Consider the following 17,723-nt stretch of genomic DNA (forward strand, 5'->3'; position numbering starts at 1 on the left):
GCGCTCCGAGGAGGGTCCGACCCGCCTGCTCTGGTCCTGCCGGCTGGGCCTGCCAGACTTACGATTTTAGGAGACCGCTTCGTAACAGCGCTCGCGTTCCTGCTCCCACAACTCGTCGTCGCTCAGCGAGGCATACTCGGGCTGCATCTTTCGGGCCAAGCCGTAGAAGCCCGAACTCGGTCGGTCGGTGCTACGGGAGACGACCAGCGCGCTCCACAGCGGCTCACCCTTGTCGAACGCTCGACGGGAGACCTTGTCGAGCGGCTGGCTCAGGAAGTCCGGCCTGGTGTCCACCCGCTTCGCGAGGGGGCCATAGCCGATCAATCCCTTCGCTGTAGCGACGCCGAAAAGGATGTCCGCGATACGGTCGACCCGGTCGACCTCGAACGTCTCAGGCATCCGGTCACGGTAGAGCAGGTCTGCCCGTGACGGTTCAGCTGATCCGCCACACTTGTCACCATCCAGGTCCTTCGAAGCGTCCTCATCTGCCGCTCCCGGCGTGCTGGCGTTCATCACCGAGTTGACGCACCGTGATGTATGGCTGTCTATCCTGCTCCCGCTTCCGGTGTCGTGCCGGCCGATCAACTTGTTCTACGCGCTGCGGTTTCCGCATTCTTGGGCCGCTACCGTGGTCAGACTCGCGTCCATACCGAGTCCGACCTGCGCGTCTTTCTCCGCTGGTGCAGCGACCACGGCCCTGACCCGCTGGCGGCGGTGCGGGTGGACATCGAGCGGTACGTTCGCTGGCTGCAGGACGTACGCCGGTACCAACCCTCGACCGTCTCCCGCCGACTCTCGGTCGTGGTCGGCTTCTACCGCGTCTGCGTCATCGACGCCATCCTGGAACACTCACCGGCCGACTACGTCCGCCGACCCACCGTGCCGGCCGAGTCACCGACCCTCGGCCTGGGACACCTACAGTTCGAAGCCCTAATCACCACCGCCCGAAAGTCCTCGAACCCGAACGACTTCGCCCTGGTCGCCCTTCTGGGCCTGCTCGGCCTGCGAATCTTCGAAGCCTGCGGCTCGAACATCGCCGACCTTGGCGAGGAGCACGGCCACCGGGTCCTGCGCGTGCGCGGCAAGGGCGGCAAGGTCGTGCTCGTCCCGCTGCCACCGGCAGTGGCCCGAGCTATCGACCGGGCCGCCGACGGGCGCACCAACGGGCCGATCCTGCGCAACAACCACGGCGCGCGGATGGACCGGCACGCCGCCACCCGCCGGCTCAAGCACCTGGCCGACACGGCGGGGATCCGGATGCCGAGGATGCATCCCCACATGCTGCGCCACACGTTCGTGACGACCATGCTCGACGCCGGCGTCAGCCTGCGCGACGTGCAGATCGCCGCTCGCCACGCCGACCCGCGAACCACGATGCGCTATGACCGGGCTCGCAAGAACCTCGACCGGCACCCCAACTACATCCTCGCCGCGTACATGGCCTCCGGGACGTAGCAAGCGCTCACGGCTTTGCTGATAAGCGGATGTTGCAGGCAGGAGCGGCTTGGGTACCTTTCGCGCGTGTTCGAAGGTTTCACAGACGAGCGGATCGACGTCGGAGACGTGGAGCTGCGTGTCCGGTACGCCGGGCAGGGTCCCCCGGTCCTGCTCGTCCACGGGCATCCGCGCACCGGATCGACGTGGCACCGGGTCGCGCCGAGACTCGTGGATCACAACTTCACGGTGGTCTGCCCGGACATGCGTGGCTACGGACAGTCCGGGAAGGCACAGATCCGCCCCGACCACGCCCAACAGTCCAAGCGCGCGGTGGCAGGGGACATGCTCCGGCTGATGAACGCGCTCGGCCATCCGACGTTCGCCGCGGTCGGGCACGACCGCGGCTGCAATGTGGCGTTACGACTCGCGCTCGATCATCCTGACGCGGTCAGCCGGCTGGTGGTCATGGACGGTGTACCCATCAGCGAGGCCCTCGCCCGATGCGACGCGAAGTTCGCTCGGGACTGGTACCACTGGTTCTTCTTCGCCCAACCGGAGAAGCCGGAGCGTGCCATCATGGCCGATCCCGACGCCTGGTACGACAGTGCGGACCCCGAACGCATGGGGGTCGAGAACTATCGGGAGCTGCGGGAGGCTATCCACGATCAAGCGACCGTGCGGGCGATGTTGGAGGACTACCGCGCCGGACTTGGCGTGGACCGGGAGCATGAAGAGGCGGACCGGCGTGCCGGCCGCACCGTCCGTTGTCCGACACTGTTCCTGTGGTCGACCCGTGACGACATGGAAGATCTCTATGGTGACCCGCTCGCCGTCTGGCGGCCTTGGGCCGCGGACTTACGCGGCGAACCGATCCTGTCCGGTCACCATGTCGCCGAGGAAAACCCTGACGACCTGACAGACGTACTGCACCGCTTCCTCGCATAACCGGTGCCGTCGTCTTGCATCCGCCGCTGCCGCCGACCGTGCGCGGCACTCCGCAGCCAGAGCAGCCACGCTTCGTAACCGAGCTCCGACGTCGGTACCGGTGGAGTCCGGAACTGTCGATGCCAGCGCCTGTGGCAATGCGGGGGTGCACTGGCGTTGACACCTAGGACGACTATGCCTAGGTTATCTAGGTGTGGAGGTGCGTGGGCATCTGGACCTGCTACTACTCGGCGCCTTGCGTCGGGCCGGACCAGCACATGGCTATGCGCTGATCGCTGCACTGCGGGACCGGTCCGAGGGCACTTTTGATCTTCCGGAGGGCACGGTCTATCCAGCGTTGCACCGCCTAGAACGCGACGGCCTGGTGAGTAGCGAGTGGGACGCAGGTGCTTCTCGGCGTCGTCGGGTCTACCGCCTGACCCCCTCTGGGGTGACGGCGCTGACAACGAAGCGGCGCGAGTGGCGCACGTTCGCACAGGCCGTACAGGCCATCGTGGGGCACGACGTTAAGGAGGTGCCGGCGTGACCGCCAAGGGAGAGCGAGTGGAACCTTCCGGCCAGGACCCAACGGCGGCTGTGGGCGTGGTCGACCGTCACCTCGACGAGATGTTCGACCAACTGGCCGGGACCGGAGCAGCTGGCCGGCGAGTGCTTGCGGAGGTGGCGGACCACCTGCGAGACGCCGTCGCCGACGAGATGGCGCGGGGCGTTCCGGCGGAGCAAGCCGAACGCAACGCGGTCACCCGGTTCGGATCGCCGGACCACATCGCCGGCCCCCTGCGCCGCGCTCGGCGCGGCCTCGCGGTCGCCTCGGTGGTCTCCGACGCCTGGCTTCTCGCCGGGCTCGCCGCCCTGTTGTTCGCCGCTACGTACCTGTTCAAGGCACTGGACGTGGCGATGCTGCGGCTCACACACCCCGAGCAACTGCCATCATGCGTCGAGAGACCAATGGCGCCGGCCGACATCTCCGACGCCATCGCCCCATGCGGTGCGGGCGCCTCTGCCGCGCATGCCTATGCCCGGATAGGTCTAATCGCGTTGTTGGCGGCCATAGCGGCGCTGACGGCTCGCTGGCTGACCATCCGTAACACCGCCCTGGCGCCAGCCTCCCAACGCTTCCCGCTCCTCGCCGCCGCGTTAATACTGCAACGGCATTGTCAGGGGTAGCCGTGTCGTCGGTAGTGGCAGAGCCTGGCCTGGTACTGGCGTCGTCGGCGCCATCGGGACCAGGCCCACACCTGTTGCGGTGGCCGGCTATGTCGCACGGTCAGTGCGGTGAGCAGGCGTCGGATCTCCGGTACGGTGTAGCCGATCATCATGCCGTTGCTGGAGGCGGTTCCCCTTTTACGGCAAGGGTTCGGGCCACGACCAGCCAGGCGTAGGCGGCCATGGCGAGGGTGATGTGGGCGTACCAGGCTCGACCGCCCACCGGGCGCCAGCCACTTGGGCGAGATCAACGAGCCGGGTGCGGCGGGGTCCGTAGCAGACGTAGTAGGCGATCTGTCCGGTGGTGATGCTGCGTCGGGCGAGGAGCCAGTGACCCCGGCCGGGTTTCCACCAGGCAGGCACGCGTACCGGCACCCGCGCCCACCAGTACTCACGCGGCCCGTGCGCACCCGCGCCGGCCGACAGGCGACACCACGCCTGACCGGGCAGGGCGGCGATGAGCTCGTCGGCGCGGGCTCGTCCCATGTCGGTGGTGACCACGTCGTCGTTGCGGCGGGTCGCGACCACATGCGGTACGTCCCGCTCTTCCAGCCACACCCGCAACGACTTCGACTGGCCGTACGCCTCGTCCATCGTCACCCAACCCGCCGGCACCCCAGCATCGAGGGCACGGGCGAGCATGCTGCGGGCCATCTCCACCTTCGTAGCGAACTCCACCTCGTCCGGAATCCCGGCCGCCCGGCACCGCTCCCGGTCATCGGTCCACGACGCCGGCAGATACAGCTGCCGGTCGATCAGAGCGTGCCCCCTCGCGGATCGGTAAGCCAGGAACACCCCCACCTGGCAGTTCTCGACCCGGCCGGCGGTGCCGGAGTACTGCCGGGCCACCCCAGCCGAGCGGATGCCCTTCTTCAGGAACCCGGTGTCATCGACAATCAACACGCCTTGTGGGTCGCCGAGGTGCTCGACCACGTAGTCACGCACGTCGTCACGAACGGCGTCGACGTCCCAGTCCGCCCACCGCAACAGACGCTGCATCCCGTCCGGTGACACGTCCCCGGCCTGCTCCGCGAGGGTCCAGCCGTTCTTCCGGTCCAGGCCCGAGACCAGGCCGCACAGGTACTGCCGCGCCCGCCGACGCGGCTGCACCCGACGGAACCGCACCCCGATCCGACCATGCAACCGGTCCAGCTCGGCAGACCACCGCTCAACATCGACGCTTGTCACGCGGAGTTCAACGAACGTGAGCACCACTCGACACGCTCAATGCCGTTGCAGTACTAGTGGCGCGGCCGGTTGGCGTTTGCCGAGGATCACGACTGCTGGCTCCACGAAGATCGAACGTGCGGCAGGGAGTCCTTGAGCTTATGTGATGCTGTCCAAGGAGGACAGCGTGCACCGCGCCACCTCGGCCACTGGACCGTGTTCGTAGACTGGGAGAGGCCGGAGGAAGGTCGACATGGCGCGTAGGGGTCGTCGCTGGTTGTGGGTCGGACGGCTCGTGTGCCTTCTGCTGGTAGGCGGGCTGGTCACGTACCTGATGTCGGTGGGCCTAGACAAGGCCGACAAGGTCGCGAGTGGCATTGGCGCGGTCGCGGCACTGTTAGCGCTGTTCGCGCCGTATCTCATACCTTCGAGCCAAGATGACGAGGCCACCGATGCGCACGCTAGCGGGGCTGGTGCGGTTGCGATCGGCGGGACGAACACCGGCGAGGTAATCGCCGAGGCCACGGGCACCGTCCCATCGGCGGAGCCTGCTCCGGACGGCGGGGTGAGCGCGACCGGGCCGGCCTCCGTGGCTGTCGGCGGAGAAAACACGGCGCTGATCCGTACGAGGTTCACCGGCCGGAGGCAAGCTGGGTAAGCCTCTCAGAGGTCGTGATGGACCCGTCCACCGCGACACGACAAATTTGCTGCGCGTGTCGCCGGCGGCGTGCCCGTTGCATGCCCGATGTGGCGGTCGGCGGCGGGCAACCACGGCCAGCGATGAGAGCGACGATCAGGCCGTGACCAGTAAGGAGAGCAGGTAAGTGGAGCGCCGCCGACCTCTGATCCACAATTCCTAAACCGCGTCAGATGCTGTAGACCTGAGTGGTGGAAATCGACCCCACCCTGCTGCAGAGCATTGATCTCGCCGGTTCTCTAGACCGGGAGATCGACAAGCCCCCGCGCATGCTGCCACAGAACGGGGCTTGCAAGCGCTGTCCCAACGCCGCCCTAACCTCAAGCTTTCACGGCGGTTGTGATCTTGAGGGTTGAGAAGGTCCGGTAGAGACGGCGAAGTGCCTGCCACGTAAGGAAGCCTGTCCGGTGTCGAGTCGTACAGAGTTCCACGCGCGGAAGGCACTTCGTAGATGCAGACTACCGATTGGTCCAAGGGCTTGACCGTGCAGGTCGGCGGTCATGGTGTGGTGTCGCATGCCGGGGCGGTGCTGTTGCGGGTGTTGGCCGACCGGACCGGTCTGACCGGGGCGTTGAGGCGGGCGGTAGCGCGTCGCGGGTTCGTCGCGGGTCGGGACCGGGGCAGGGTGTTGACCGACCTCGCGGTGATGATCGCCGACGGCGGTGAGGCGATCGCGGATATCGACGTGCTGCGCGATCAGGACGAGGTGTTCGGGCGGGTCGCTTCCCCGGCCACCTGCTGGCGGGCCCTGGATGAGATCGACGACGTGCGGCTACGGCGTCTGGCGCACGCGCGGGCGAAGGTCCGGGCCCGGGTCTGGTCGCTGTTCGACCGGGTGCCGCCGGCTCGGGCCGCGGGCCGGGATATCGGCGCTGGTGTGGTGGTCCTGGACGTCGACGCGACCCTGCTGCTGGCGCACAGCGAGAAGGAAGGCGCGGACAAGACCTACAAACGCACCTTCGGGTTCCATCCCCTCCTCGTGACCTGCGACAACACCGGCGAGACGCTGACGATCCGGCTCAGGCCGGGTAACGCGGGGGCGAACACCGCCGCCGACCACCTGGACGTACTGGCCGACGCGTTCACGCAGGTCCCCGCCGCCCACCGTAGGCATCTGCTGGTCCGGGCCGACTCGGCCGGGGCCACCCACACCGTTCTCGACTGGCTCGCCACGCAGGACGCGACGCGGGGCCGCACGGTGGAGTACTCGATCGGCTGGTCGATCGGTGAGGCGGAACGCGCCGCGATCGCCGGCGTGCCGACCTCGGGCTGGTCACCGGCGTTGGATGCCGACGGCGGGGTCCGTGACGGCGCGCAGGTCGCCGACCTGACCCGGCTGGTGACCCTGGCCGACGGCTGGCCGGACGGGATGCGGGTGATCGTGCGCCGGGAACGTCCGCACCCGGGCGCCCAGTTGACCCTGTTCGAGGAGCACGACGGCTGGCGCTCCACCGCGTTCGTCACGAACACCCAGGTCGGCGCCCTGCAATGGCTGGAAGCCCGCCACCGCGCCCACGCCCGCGTCGAAGACCGTATCCGAGTCGCGAAGAACACCGGCCTGGGACGACTACCCTCCCGCCAGTTCGCCATCAACCACGCGTGGTGCACCCTCGCCGCCATCGCCGCCGATCTCATCGCCTGGCTACAGATCCTCGCCCTGGACGGCGACCTCGCAACAGCGGAACCGAAACGGCTGCGCTACCGAATCCTGCACACCGCCGCCCGCCTCGTCCACGGCCAACGCCGCCGATACCTACGTATCCCCTCGACATGGCCATGGGCCACCCAGATCACCACCGCGTTCAACCGGATCACAGCTATCCCCGCACCCGGCTGACCAGCCGCCAGCCCCATCCCGACGACCGGAGGACCACCAGGAGACCACACCAGCCGACCCGACAGTCGGCCCACCATCACGCCCACCCCACCACAACCATCCAACAGCAACGATGGACTGGGACGAGTCAACCCACCACGTCGAACCCGTGAACGATCGAGGCTAGGCGCGGACAACGCGAACTGGCCGGTCGTGGAGGTCTTGGAACAGAAAAGCGCCCCTTTGACGTCGGCGTCATCAACGTCCACTCCGTCAACCAGGCCGTCGCCGCAAGATCCAGGTGCTACGGCACTGGGGGTATCGCGTCCGCGTCGCGCAGCGCGCCTCGGCCGACTGCCGTCCTATCGGACGCCCGTCCTATCTGGAGCGGCAGCACACCGCCGCGTACCTACCCAGGCGCCCTTGCTCACGATGCAGATGGGATCAATCCACCACGTGCATCACCCGTCGATCAACTCGTCGCGAACCCGAAGCCGGCGTTGCGTTCCATCGGTCAGGAGCGCCGTCCCATAGTCTGGTCGGTTAACACAGGGTTTCGCCTGCCGCCACGAAGTGTTACGACGGGGCCCACTTACCGCCACCCGTTGAAATGACGGCTGCTCCTCCATCGGAAAATCGCTGGTAGACCCGCGTCCATGGCACATTCCAGAGCGGCCGAAGAAATGTTTCGCAGGTAAGTAGATCTCCGCCTGCCCCATTTTTTGATCGATAAACCACCTGGCAGAGTTTCGATTTCGGGGTTGTGTCGAAACGGCGGGGGCACCTAGGTTCATTGGCGTGGCCATCGTAGCCACTCACAAATTGCGGCGGGGGAGGTGAACGCTATGATCATCACCGTTATCAAGACCGACGAGGTCCGGGGTAACTGCGGGGCCAAGGGCTGAGCTAGCGAGCTTGGCGTTGCCCACGAAAAGCGGGGGAGCGAAGATCCAAGTGTTCGCATTGGCTGAGGCTGAAGGCACGCTCGGCGGCTCCCGGATCAAGTCGTAAACCCGTTCCCCTTGGGTGCCGGGGCCGACTGTGGTCCCGGCACCCAAGGTGTATCTGAGGAGGAATACAAGTGCGTTTGCTACGGGGTGGGCACGGATACTGGTGCCTAGCTAATTCAAAGGCGGCGCTTGTCTCGCCGGACGCAGTCAAAGATGGCGAACTCCGGCCGGAGATCAGAAGCCAGCTGAGGGACCAAGGGTTCTTCACAAACGACTTCGACGACACGTACTATTTGACCGTTCTCACAAGTACGGCGTGCAACCTCGGATGCGCCTACTGCTTCCAGAACACCGGAATAGACAGTACTGGTGGATTCAGTCCGCCGAGGATTCCGCGTACTGTCCTCACGGACCGGATGATCGAACGAGTTCTCGCCTTCGCGGATGCTCAACGTGGCATGAAGTCTCTGGACATCCTGCTATTCGGTGGAGAGCCATTGCTGAACGCGAGGGGATGTCTCGAGCTTCTACGACGTGCCCAATCGCATGGCCTGACCAACGCGGGAATGATTAGTAATGGCGTACTCTTGACCGCCGAGCTCGCCAGTCAGTTGGAGATGGCTGGGCTCCGTAAGGTCCAGGTTACGTTTGACGGCTTTCGGGAGCATCACGACGCTGTCCGCGTAACCCACGGCGGCCACTCCACCTTCGACCAGATCGTGAACAATATCGCGCAAGCCTCGGAGGTCACCCACCTGCGGTGGAATTTCCGGGTCAACGCCACTCGGGAGAACATGGGGGCCGTGCCGAATCTCATCTCAGTGCTCAGCGAACGCGTGGACACCTCGCGCGCGACTATCAATTTCGCTCCCGTCGAGGATGTGGGGATCGGATACGAGACGAGCTTGACCTATGACCAGAGCTTAGTCGAGACGTTTGTGTCGTGGAACGCGCTAGCGATGTCCAAGGGTTTCTCGGTGCCCTTCTATAGACCACTGCGAGCGTGCACATACTGCTCCGAAATCAGTGGTACCACCGGAGCCGTAATTAACGCAGACGGTACGCTGTACAGCTGCTGGGAGTCTGTCGGGAAGCCTGGGTACGAAGTGGGCAATGTCGCGACGGGATACCTACCGCGACAGATCATCGAGCCCCGTTGGGTAGCATGCAGTTATGACGTCCTCGACAAGGGCTCCACGATGGATGTCAGTGCGTTTGCAGATGAGATCGACACCGCTCGGCTCGATTGGCTCTACGAGCACGGCTCCTCACGCCCGCTCGCCGATAAGTGACGTGACGGATGCCTTGGTGTGCCCATGACCTCTCCAGCGGCAAACCCAGCCGGAACCGACCAGAGAGTCCAAGCTGGCTACGGCCAGCATCGGACGGTCCAACAACCGAAGGTCCGACGAAACCTGGTCTTCTGGTTCTGTGGGCATAGCTTCTCGCTGCTTGCCGATCAGGTCTACTTCGTGGTGCTTGCATGGGCAGCGGTGAGGTCGGTGGACGCTGGGTTCGTTGGGGTCGTCCTAGCCGCAGGTGCCATACCGCGGGCCGTGCTCATGCTCGTCGGCGGCGTCCTAGTGGACCGATTCGCACCCCGACTGATCATGATCTCAAGCAACGTACTACGGATCGTGACGTTGCTTGTCGCTGTAGCGTATGTGGCCATCGCCGGGGTTGACCTCTGGATGCTGCTGGCGGTTGCGGTTGTTTTCGGAGTCGTCGATGCCCTCTTCTGGCCCGCAGCGGACTCCTTCCCCGCTTTCGTCGTACCACCCGATCAGCTCACCCGGACGCATGGCATGCGTTCACTTGCCTACCGGGTGTCTGCCATCGCCGGCGCGCCATTCGGCGGCCTAATGGTCGCAATATCTGGTATCGAGGCAACATTCGGCATCGTCGCAGCCATGCTTGCGATGTCGACCCTCGCATTGGTCTTTGTCCAGATTCGGCAAGCTGCGGTCAGCGACACAACCAAAGGTAACAGGAACTTGTTGACCGAGATGGGCCAGGGCCTTCGGTATCTGCTCAATGAACGGCTCCTACGGACGCTGTTCTTGCTGATCGCGCTCATGGAACTCGCGTTCGCCAGCGCGTTCAACCTAGGTGTACCTCTCCTTGTCAACGCTCGCGGCTGGGGAGCGGATGGCCTCGGCTTGCTCGTTGGCTGCTTTGGTGTTGGTGCAACTTTGGGCGCGCTATTCCTGATCCTGGGCCTACGTTTGAGACGGGCCGGGCTAACGATCATAGCCGCAGTGTGCGTACAGGCAGTTGCCATCGCGGGATTGGGTATCGCGCCAGACCTTTGGCAAGTAGCGGCAGCCACAGCGGTCATAGGCCTCTGTGCCAGTTCGGTCGGCGCGATCACTGCAAGCCTTGTCCAGTCTCACGCCCCAATGCATTACATTGGGCGAGCCATGAGCGTCATGAACCTAGCCAGCTTTGGGTTGGTTCCTGTCGCCTATGCCGCGACGGGCTTCCTCGCCGAAGGGCTCCCATTGGAGTGGCTATTTTTCGGCGCTACAGCGGTGACGGCCACAGCCGCTTTCGCCGCTGCGGCCCAAGGTGTTGTGCGGCGCAGCGAACTGCCGTCTCGTGTACCAGTGCAGTCAAAGGAGGAATAATGACTTCAAGCTCAGGAATTATCGACGACAAACATGCCGTCGTCCCTACGCGCGAGACGAAGCTCGCCGCATTGCCAGGCGGCCGTCATGCTCTGGCAAGTCTCGTCACGCCATTGACGGTGGAGGAATTCATCGCCGAGGTCTACGGCAACGTCTTCCGTCACTTCTCGGGGGAACCGTCCCGATTTGCCGAACTCCTTTCCTGGGAGCATGTCAACGAACTAGTCCGCCGCCAGCAGATCCCGAGCGATCGCTTTGATCTCAGCAAGGACGGGAGAGTGCTGTCCTATTACGGATACAGCCGGCAGGTCAGCCACCCTCGCGGAAGTGTTCGCCGGCTTGATGCGGCCGCACTAACCAGCCTGCTACGCGATGGCGCCACACTCGTCCTCAACGCTGTAGACCAAGAGGTTCCGACGGTGCGGCAACTCCGGCTCGCTATCGAACGCGATCTTGGTGAATACTCCGCCGTCAACGCTTACGCTAGTTGGGGAACCACGCACGGCTTCGACGTTCACTGGGATGACCACGACACGTTCATCCTACAGGTGGATGGTCGCAAAAGGTGGCGGATCTTCGGTCCGACGAGGCGGTGGCCACTTCCAGACGATATCGTTGAAAGCCCGCCGCCGACTGTTGAACCGCTGGCTGACCTCCTGCTCAACGCCGGCGAGGCGTTGTACGTTCCGCGGGGGTGGTGGCACGACGTGAATTCGATTGGGGAACCGTCCCTTCATCTGACCGTAGCGTTGATTCGGCCTTCGGGGGCCGACATGCTTCGCTGGGCGGTAGATCAGGCGCGATCGTCGGAGGCAGTACGGCGCGACGTCCCGAGGATCGCATCCACTGAGGACAGGGCTAAATATCTAGCGGATCTTAGGCAGTCTCTTATTGCTGCCATCAGTGACGACCTGATCTGCCGTTACCTGCAGTACCGCGACGACGAGATGCCTCCAGATCCGCTTCCCAGTCTGCCGACCGTAGATTTCTCGGTCCATCGCTCTCGGTCAGACAACGCGCTCGTCCAGTGCTTGGCTGCCAGAGCCACCATGACCAAGACTCGAGATGGCACTACAATTCATGCCTATGGCCGAGATTGGCAAGTCGGGGACGAGTACACGGAAGCGTTGAATGAACTAATCATCGGCAATTCCGTTTCTTATCGACGTCTGGTCGATAAAGACGGCCACACTCCGCAAGCTGTCACGGAGCTCTTCGCCGCTGGGGTGCTCGGCTTTGCCGAGCAAGCCCAATAGTCGGCGTTTCCCAAGGGCGCCACGCCGTCATAGTGGAACCGTTGTATTTCATGACCCGACTTGGGTCGCGGTTGGCAGATTCGAGATTTGGAGAGCTCTGCCTGGACTGTTGGTTGGGAGGCAGGCAGTAAAATTCCGGTGTCGGCGTGGCTTACGTGTGGACGGTAAGGACGGCGTTCTAGGCACGAGCGGTGCAGATCGTGCACCTGCAGCGGCGGGGCCGGTGACGTAGTGCGCATCCGGTCTGTGCACACTTACGGCGCCCAGAGGCGATTGAAAGTCGGTGGTGGCAGCGGCTTGCCGCAGGGCACAGCGAGTTGGGTCTGCGTCGGCCGGGCAACCCCGCCAAGGGGGCCAAATGGGATTCCTGCGGTTGCTCGCCGAGGCCGGCATGGACCCTGTACCGATCGGAAACTCGGCCACGGGCGCTGACGTGCGCCTTTGTCCGGCGTGGGTTCGGCGAATGGTGTCATGCTGCTGGTCGTGATCCTGTCGTTCGGCTACCTGATTCTTCGGTAGGCACTGCGGTTGGTCATCCTGTTGGCTCGCGGTGGGCGCGCCAACGCGGTCGAGGCGCTCGTGTTGCGGCATCAGGTCACGATGCTGCGTCGGCGGGTGTGCCTGCTGGATCTGGAACCGGCCGACCGGGTGGTGCTGGCCGGCTGTCGAGGTTGTTGCCGCGGACGTGGTGGTCGGCGTTCTTCGTCAACCCGGCCACCTGGCTGCGCCGGCATCGCCACCTAATCGCGCGGCGGTGGACCTACCCGGGGCGGCGGCGGGGTCGCCGACCGGTCACGGCCGAGGTGCGCTGGTTGGTGCTGCGGCTGGCCCGGGGACAATCCGATCTGGGGATGTTGGCGCGTTCAGGGCGAGTTGGCTGGCCTGGGCTACGGAGTCGCGGGCAGCACGGTCTGGGCGATCCTGACCAGGGCCGGTGCCGGCCCGGCGCCGCGACGGGCGGGACCGACCTGGACCGAGTTCCTCACCGCGCAGGCCAAAGGCATCCTGTCCTACGCTTTTCTGTATGTAGACATCATCGGCATGACCGGCATCTATGTACTGTTCCTGATGGAGGTCGCCACCCGGCGAGTTCATCTGCTGGACGCCACTGCGAATCGGACCGGTGAGTGGGTGGCGCAGCAGGCCCGCAACCTGATGCTGGACCTGGGGGAGCGGGCCAACCGGTTCCGGTTCCTGATCCGGGATCGGGACGCCAAGTACACCGCGATGTTCGACACCGCGCTCCGGGCCGGGGGTATCGAGGTGCTCCGGACGCCACCGCAGGCGCTTCGGGCGAACGCGTTCGCGGAGCGCTGGGTGCGTACGGTCGGGCGGGAACGCGTGGAGCGGCTCCTGATCGACAACACGCGACAGCTACTCGCCGTGCTGCACGAGTATCTGGCGCACTATAACGGGCATCGGCCGCACCAGGCCCGCAGGCGACGCCCACCTGAACGGGACAGGCTTCCGGCGAAGGCCGCTGATCTGGGTGCGGTGCGGGTACGGCGCAGGAAGGTGGCCACGGGTTGATGAACGAGTACGAGCAGGCCGCGTAGCCGAAACCGCGTTCTCGAACGGTACACGGTCGATGCCGGCGGTGAGGAATGCCGGGAGTCGCATGTCGGATGGCGGCCCTGGTTTGGGTGGGCCGAGCCATCGGTCGCCGCTGACTTCGTGTAGGGCGCCGGTGTTGGCGGCGACGTGGATCATGGCTCGGCCGAGGCAGGTGTGCAATGGTCGAGCCGAAGATCAGTTGACTTCGGTCGACAGGCGGGCCGTCAACGGACAGCCAGTTTGAGTGATTCGAGCAAGGTCCGCCAGGTGTCGATGGTCGTTAGATTGATCGGTAGCGGGTATGTGGTGTCGTCGCCGGCCAGCGTCGCGGCCGCTGGTTCGCGTTTGCCGGTCAGGCGCGTGGTCAAGGTGTCGCGGTGTTCCACGCATAAGGTGAGCCGGGCGAGGTCTTCGTAGCGGATCGCGTACACGTTCTTCCACCGCGGGCTGGTGATGCGACCGGAGGCGACCCGCATTCCCCAGGTCGTAAAGACGATCTCGGGGTGGTCGAAGGTGTAGGCGTTGAGCAAATACCACCCGATGGTGGCGGCTTGGGCGGCGAGGTTCAGGATTGGGTTCGATGTTGGTGTCTCCGGTTCCCGTGGAGGCTCCTGGGATTGCTGGACCACCGCGAGCACCAGTTCCCCCGGCAGCATCTGGTGCCGTTGCCGTATCCGCCGGAGTTCCTTCTCGGCACAGGCGTTGACCAGACGTGCTGAGATTCCGCCGGCGGCGAGCCGGAGGGCTGTGTGGACCTGGGACAGCTCGACCCGGATGTCGTGATCTTCGCTGGTGACCGGTGGCATCTCGGTCGGCGTGGGACGTGCGGGGTTGTGGAAGATGCCAATGTCGGCAAGGTCGCGGCCTGCTTGGCGTGGTGAGTGGACCTCGGGGTAGATCTGTCGCGCCGGATCGCTGGAACGGGCGGCCCGACGCCGGATCGCCGCACATACGTCGTTGACGCTCAGGGGACCGCGGACGGTTGGCTCACCGTGTCGTAGGACGCGGATGAGATGCCAACCAAACACCGTGGTGGAGGTCCGCGAGTCCATGACCGTGTGTCGTCGGGCGCTGGAGGCGCAGAGCAGAGTCACTCGTCGGCTGTCGGCCACCTCGTCGGCGTGTCGGCCGACGACCTCGTCTAGTGGGCTCTGGAACAGCGACGTCGCCTCGGCGGCGAAGCAGCAGTCGAGGATCAGTAGGTACGAACTCCGGGGTGCTGATGAGGTCAACACTGATGCGAGCGTCGCCACCCGGATGCTGGTCTCGGCTTCCAGAGGAGCCCGGGTGTCGGTCGTCACGAGACAGTAGTCGCCGCGGTTGCCGAAGAACCCGCCATGGCCGACGTAAACGAATAGGACCAGAATCCCTTGGCCGTCCTCAGCCTGATGGACGGTTAGTCGCTCCGATAGGAACGTCTGGATCTGCTTGTACTGCCCCACCGCGTCCGGCTGGTCGAACAGTATCAGCGTGTCGTCGGCGTGGATAGCGAGAAAGCCGGGGTCGGTCAGGTATTCACCGATCGCGGTCGAGCAATGGGCGAAGGCTGGCGCATCCTCGAAGGTTGGAGACTGGAAGTGACTTGCGCCAGCGAGGATCGCCAGAATTCGACCTGGAGGGTATGCCAGGGTCATTGGTCGAAGAACCGTTCGAGCATCTGTCTGGTGTGTGTCGTCGGCCGACCCTCGATCTCGATCTCCACCTCGTCGCCCGCGCTGGTGCATCGTCTCAGGCGGATTCTCACCCGCTCGCGTTCGGTGCGTCGCAGCAACCAGCTCGTCAAGGTCCGGATCATCTCGGCGGCCGCGGCGGAGCCGAGGACGATCCCGACGATCGAGCCGAAGTCCTGCCGAAGAGAATCCCGGCGACGACGGATGAGCGTCGCCGTCGGGATCTCGCTGGCGAGGAAGGCGTGCAGGTCTGCTGCCAGACGCTCTCGCTCGACGTCCCCACCGCTGTCGATCATGATTTCGAAGTCAGTCACTTGCCACCTCACTTCCGATTATGCCAGCTGAGAAATGGTGGCTGTCGATGTAGCGGGCAACTTGAAGGATGTCCTCGACGAGGAGGACGACCTACCGCGACGACGTGGCTGCGATAGCCAAGGCGGCGACGACTCGGATGATGCCGAGTGAGCGCCGGTGAACGGGTACGCGGGTGACCAGCTCGACGGTGATGAGCAGGGCCAATGGTGGTCATGCCGCGATGGCCTGGGAGATCGGGCTCGCTCGCGCGTGCAGACGCATGATGCGGTACTGGTTCAGGTCGAGTCCTGTGCGCCGGCCCTGGCCGCAGTCACATCGAGGGCGCGGACCATCTCGGTGAGAGCGATGCCGGCGTCGAGGACCAGTCCGGCCACGGCGAGCAGGGCGTCCAGAAGAGCCGCAGCGGGTGGCGGATCTACGTTGCAGCGACTTGGTTACGCCTGGCGTGTCGGACGATTGCGGGGGAGCGCGGGACGATTATTACCGCCGAACTGGCCGATGCCGGTCCCGGGCGCTCCCCAGACGGTGTCGGCGTAGGCCCAATGGATGGGTGCGTTCAACGGACGCCAAGGGTGCCGAATGGCCACCAACGGACGCGAGGTACCAAGCGCTGACCTGCCGAAACGGTACTCCGGCAGGTCAGCGCGTTGTCCCGGGCAAAGTTGACACGGAAGAGGTCACTGGTTCAAACCCAGTATCGCCCACCAGCTATATAAGCAGGTCAAACGGCTCGTTATCGGATCTTCGGCAACGGGCCGTTTCTGTACCGTTCGAAAACTCGGTCGCGGGGTCTTGACGTGCGGGTTTGTGCGACGCCGGGTGTGGGGTTGATGGCCAGGCTGGCGACCGTGATCCTCTCGTGTGGGTATCTGTTCCTGTGCCAGATCATGCGGTTGATCGTGCTCGGTCTGCGTGGCGAGGGGTCGAAAGAAGTCGAGATCCTCGTGCTGCGTCACCAGGTCGCGGTCCTGCGCAGGCAGGTCAGCCGTCCGGATCTTGAACCGGGGGACCGGGCGGTGTTGTCGGCGTTGTCGCGGCTGCTGCCCCGCCCGCGGTGGGCGAGTTTCTTCGTCACGCCGGCTACGCTGCTGCGGTGGCACCGCAACCTGGTCGCCCGTCAATGGACGTACCCGAGACAGCCGGGGCGCCCATCAACTCGAGCAGAGTTGCGAACACTTGTGCTGCGGCTGGTGCAGGAGAACCCGGCCTGGGGCTGCCGGCGGATCCAGGGCGAGCTGATCGGCCTCGGCTACCGAATCGCGGCCAGCACCGTATGGAAGATCCTCACTCAGGCCGGGCTGGATCCGGCACCGCGCCGCAGCGGGCCGACCTGGACTCAGTTCCTCACCGCCCAGGCCAAAGGGATCCTGGCCTGCGACTTCCTGCACGTCGACACGATCGGCCTGACCCGCGTCTACGTGCTGTTCCTGATCGAGATCGCCACCCGGCGGGTCCGCATCCTCGGCGCGACCACGAACCCGACCGGGGCGTGGGTGGCCCAGCAGGCCCGCAACCTCATGATGGATCTCGGGGAGCGGGTGGGCCGGTTCAGGTTCCTGATCCGGGACCGCGACAGCAAGTACACCGCCGCGTTCGACCATGTGTTCACTACTGAAGGGATCGAAGTCCTGCGTAGCCCGCCCGACGCGCCCAACGCCAACGCCCACGCCGAACGGTGGGTACGCACGGTACGCCGGGAGTGCCTGGACCGGATGCTTATCTACAACCCGCGGCACCTGCATGTCGTGTTGGAGGAGTACGTCAGGCACTACACGAACATCGGCCCCATCAAGGCCGGTCGCAACGCCCTCCGAACCGCGACGCACCCCCTCCACCGGTGGCCGACCTGACCACGATCCGGGTACGCCGACGGAAGATCATCCACGGTATGATCAGCGAATACTCGCAAGCAGCGTAGCCAGAACCGGGTTTTCGAACGGCACAGGCGTAGCTCTGACCGACTTTCCGAGCGGTACAGGGTCGTACAGGGGTGCCTGCCGGGTCCTACCGGCAGGCACGCCAACTGTCGGACGACGATGATTACGGTCAACTGCGGGGTGGGGTTAGCTGTGTTTGCTGGTGG

General features: G+C 65.0%; 13 protein-coding genes and 2 pseudogenes. 10 read left to right on the forward strand and 5 right to left on the reverse strand.

The window, feature by feature from the left end:
* Positions 1 to 66: 66 nt before the first annotated feature.
* Entirely contained in the window at positions 67 to 399 is a 333-nt protein-coding gene (locus V1634_RS35310; RefSeq protein ID WP_331211965.1) for a hypothetical protein, read from the reverse strand.
* A 138-nt stretch (positions 400 to 537) separates the two neighbouring features.
* Here V1634_RS35310 and V1634_RS35315 point away from each other — a divergent pair, with 138 nt between their 5' ends.
* The 4 genes from V1634_RS35315 to V1634_RS35330 all read left to right on the forward strand — a co-directional run bounded on the left by V1634_RS35315 (position 538) and on the right by V1634_RS35330 (position 3,549).
* On the forward strand, positions 538 to 1,455 hold the full coding sequence (locus V1634_RS35315) for a tyrosine-type recombinase/integrase (RefSeq protein ID WP_331211966.1): 918 nt from the start codon (positions 538 to 540) through the stop codon (positions 1,453 to 1,455).
* A gap of 66 nt (positions 1,456 to 1,521) precedes the next feature.
* Positions 1,522 to 2,382 (forward strand): alpha/beta fold hydrolase, encoded by an 861-nt coding sequence (locus tag V1634_RS35320; protein WP_331211967.1) that lies wholly within the window; start codon positions 1,522 to 1,524, stop codon positions 2,380 to 2,382.
* Positions 2,383 to 2,581: 199 nt separating this feature from the next.
* On the forward strand, positions 2,582 to 2,908 hold the full coding sequence (locus tag V1634_RS35325; RefSeq protein ID WP_331211968.1) for a PadR family transcriptional regulator: 327 nt from the start codon (positions 2,582 to 2,584) through the stop codon (positions 2,906 to 2,908).
* Positions 2,905 to 3,549, forward strand: coding sequence for a permease prefix domain 1-containing protein (locus V1634_RS35330; RefSeq protein WP_331211969.1), 645 nt, complete (start codon positions 2,905 to 2,907; stop codon positions 3,547 to 3,549). Before V1634_RS35325 ends, V1634_RS35330 begins: the two co-directional genes overlap by 4 nt.
* On the opposite strand, the pseudogene V1634_RS35335 reads toward V1634_RS35330, so the two are convergent.
* A pseudogene (locus V1634_RS35335) lies at positions 3,540 to 4,776 on the reverse strand (IS701 family transposase). The gene V1634_RS35330 and the pseudogene V1634_RS35335 overlap by 10 nt on opposite strands.
* A 1,127-nt stretch (positions 4,777 to 5,903) precedes the next feature.
* On the opposite strand from V1634_RS35335, the gene V1634_RS35340 reads away from it, so the two are divergent.
* The 5 genes from V1634_RS35340 to V1634_RS35360 all read left to right on the forward strand — a co-directional run bounded on the left by V1634_RS35340 (position 5,904) and on the right by V1634_RS35360 (position 13,631).
* Positions 5,904 to 7,289 (forward strand): IS1380 family transposase, encoded by a 1,386-nt coding sequence (locus V1634_RS35340; RefSeq protein ID WP_331211970.1) that lies wholly within the window; start codon positions 5,904 to 5,906, stop codon positions 7,287 to 7,289.
* Positions 7,290 to 8,349: 1,060 nt separating this feature from the next.
* Entirely contained in the window at positions 8,350 to 9,510 is a 1,161-nt protein-coding gene (locus tag V1634_RS35345; protein WP_331211971.1) for a radical SAM protein, read from the forward strand.
* A gap of 24 nt (positions 9,511 to 9,534) precedes the next feature.
* Positions 9,535 to 10,845, forward strand: a complete 1,311-nt coding sequence (locus tag V1634_RS35350) for an MFS transporter (RefSeq protein WP_331211972.1) — start codon at positions 9,535 to 9,537, stop codon at positions 10,843 to 10,845.
* Positions 10,845 to 12,101: a cupin domain-containing protein gene (locus V1634_RS35355; protein ID WP_331211973.1), complete on the forward strand. Its 1,257-nt coding sequence runs from the start codon at positions 10,845 to 10,847 to the stop codon at positions 12,099 to 12,101. The genes V1634_RS35350 and V1634_RS35355 overlap by 1 nt, the downstream gene beginning before the upstream one ends.
* 1,041 nt (positions 12,102 to 13,142) lie before the next feature.
* A complete protein-coding gene (locus V1634_RS35360) occupies positions 13,143 to 13,631 on the forward strand; it encodes an integrase core domain-containing protein (RefSeq protein ID WP_331211974.1) in 489 nt (162 codons plus the stop codon).
* Between the two features lie 248 nt (positions 13,632 to 13,879).
* Here V1634_RS35360 and V1634_RS35365 read toward each other — a convergent pair whose 3' ends face one another.
* From V1634_RS35365 to V1634_RS35610, 3 genes and pseudogenes are all read right to left on the reverse strand, one after another.
* Positions 13,880 to 15,289: a caspase family protein gene (locus V1634_RS35365; RefSeq protein ID WP_331211975.1), complete on the reverse strand. Its 1,410-nt coding sequence runs from the start codon at positions 15,287 to 15,289 to the stop codon at positions 13,880 to 13,882.
* A complete protein-coding gene (locus V1634_RS35370) occupies positions 15,286 to 15,621 on the reverse strand; it encodes a hypothetical protein (RefSeq protein ID WP_331211976.1) in 336 nt (111 codons plus the stop codon). Before V1634_RS35370 ends, V1634_RS35365 begins: the two co-directional genes overlap by 4 nt.
* Positions 15,622 to 15,736: 115 nt before the next feature.
* A pseudogene (locus tag V1634_RS35610) lies at positions 15,737 to 15,895 on the reverse strand (DUF2637 domain-containing protein); the annotation flags it as partial.
* Between the two features lie 575 nt (positions 15,896 to 16,470).
* Here V1634_RS35610 and V1634_RS35380 point away from each other — a divergent pair.
* Complete coding sequence (locus V1634_RS35380; protein ID WP_331211977.1) at positions 16,471 to 17,490, forward strand: integrase core domain-containing protein; 1,020 nt, start codon at positions 16,471 to 16,473, stop codon at positions 17,488 to 17,490.
* Positions 17,491 to 17,723: the final 233 nt, after the last annotated feature.

Origin of the sequence: Plantactinospora veratri, assembly GCF_036421995.1 — a bacterium.
In the GTDB taxonomy this organism is placed as follows: Bacteria; Actinomycetota; Actinomycetes; order Mycobacteriales; family Micromonosporaceae; genus Plantactinospora; species Plantactinospora veratri.

Coding starts and splice junctions, on each gene's coding strand:
- V1634_RS35310 (WP_331211965.1), bottom strand. CDS start 399: ATGCCTGAGACGTTCGAGGTCGACCGGGTCGACCGTATCGCGGACATC.
- V1634_RS35315 (WP_331211966.1), top strand. CDS start 538: ATGGCTGTCTATCCTGCTCCCGCTTCCGGTGTCGTGCCGGCCGATCAA.
- V1634_RS35340 (WP_331211970.1), top strand. CDS start 5,904: ATGCAGACTACCGATTGGTCCAAGGGCTTGACCGTGCAGGTCGGCGGT.
- V1634_RS35350 (WP_331211972.1), top strand. CDS start 9,535: ATGACCTCTCCAGCGGCAAACCCAGCCGGAACCGACCAGAGAGTCCAA.
- V1634_RS35355 (WP_331211973.1), top strand. CDS start 10,845: ATGACTTCAAGCTCAGGAATTATCGACGACAAACATGCCGTCGTCCCT.
- V1634_RS35360 (WP_331211974.1), top strand. CDS start 13,143: ATGACCGGCATCTATGTACTGTTCCTGATGGAGGTCGCCACCCGGCGA.
- V1634_RS35365 (WP_331211975.1), bottom strand. CDS start 15,289: ATGACCCTGGCATACCCTCCAGGTCGAATTCTGGCGATCCTCGCTGGC.
- V1634_RS35370 (WP_331211976.1), bottom strand. CDS start 15,621: ATGATCGACAGCGGTGGGGACGTCGAGCGAGAGCGTCTGGCAGCAGAC.
- V1634_RS35380 (WP_331211977.1), top strand. CDS start 16,471: ATGGCCAGGCTGGCGACCGTGATCCTCTCGTGTGGGTATCTGTTCCTG.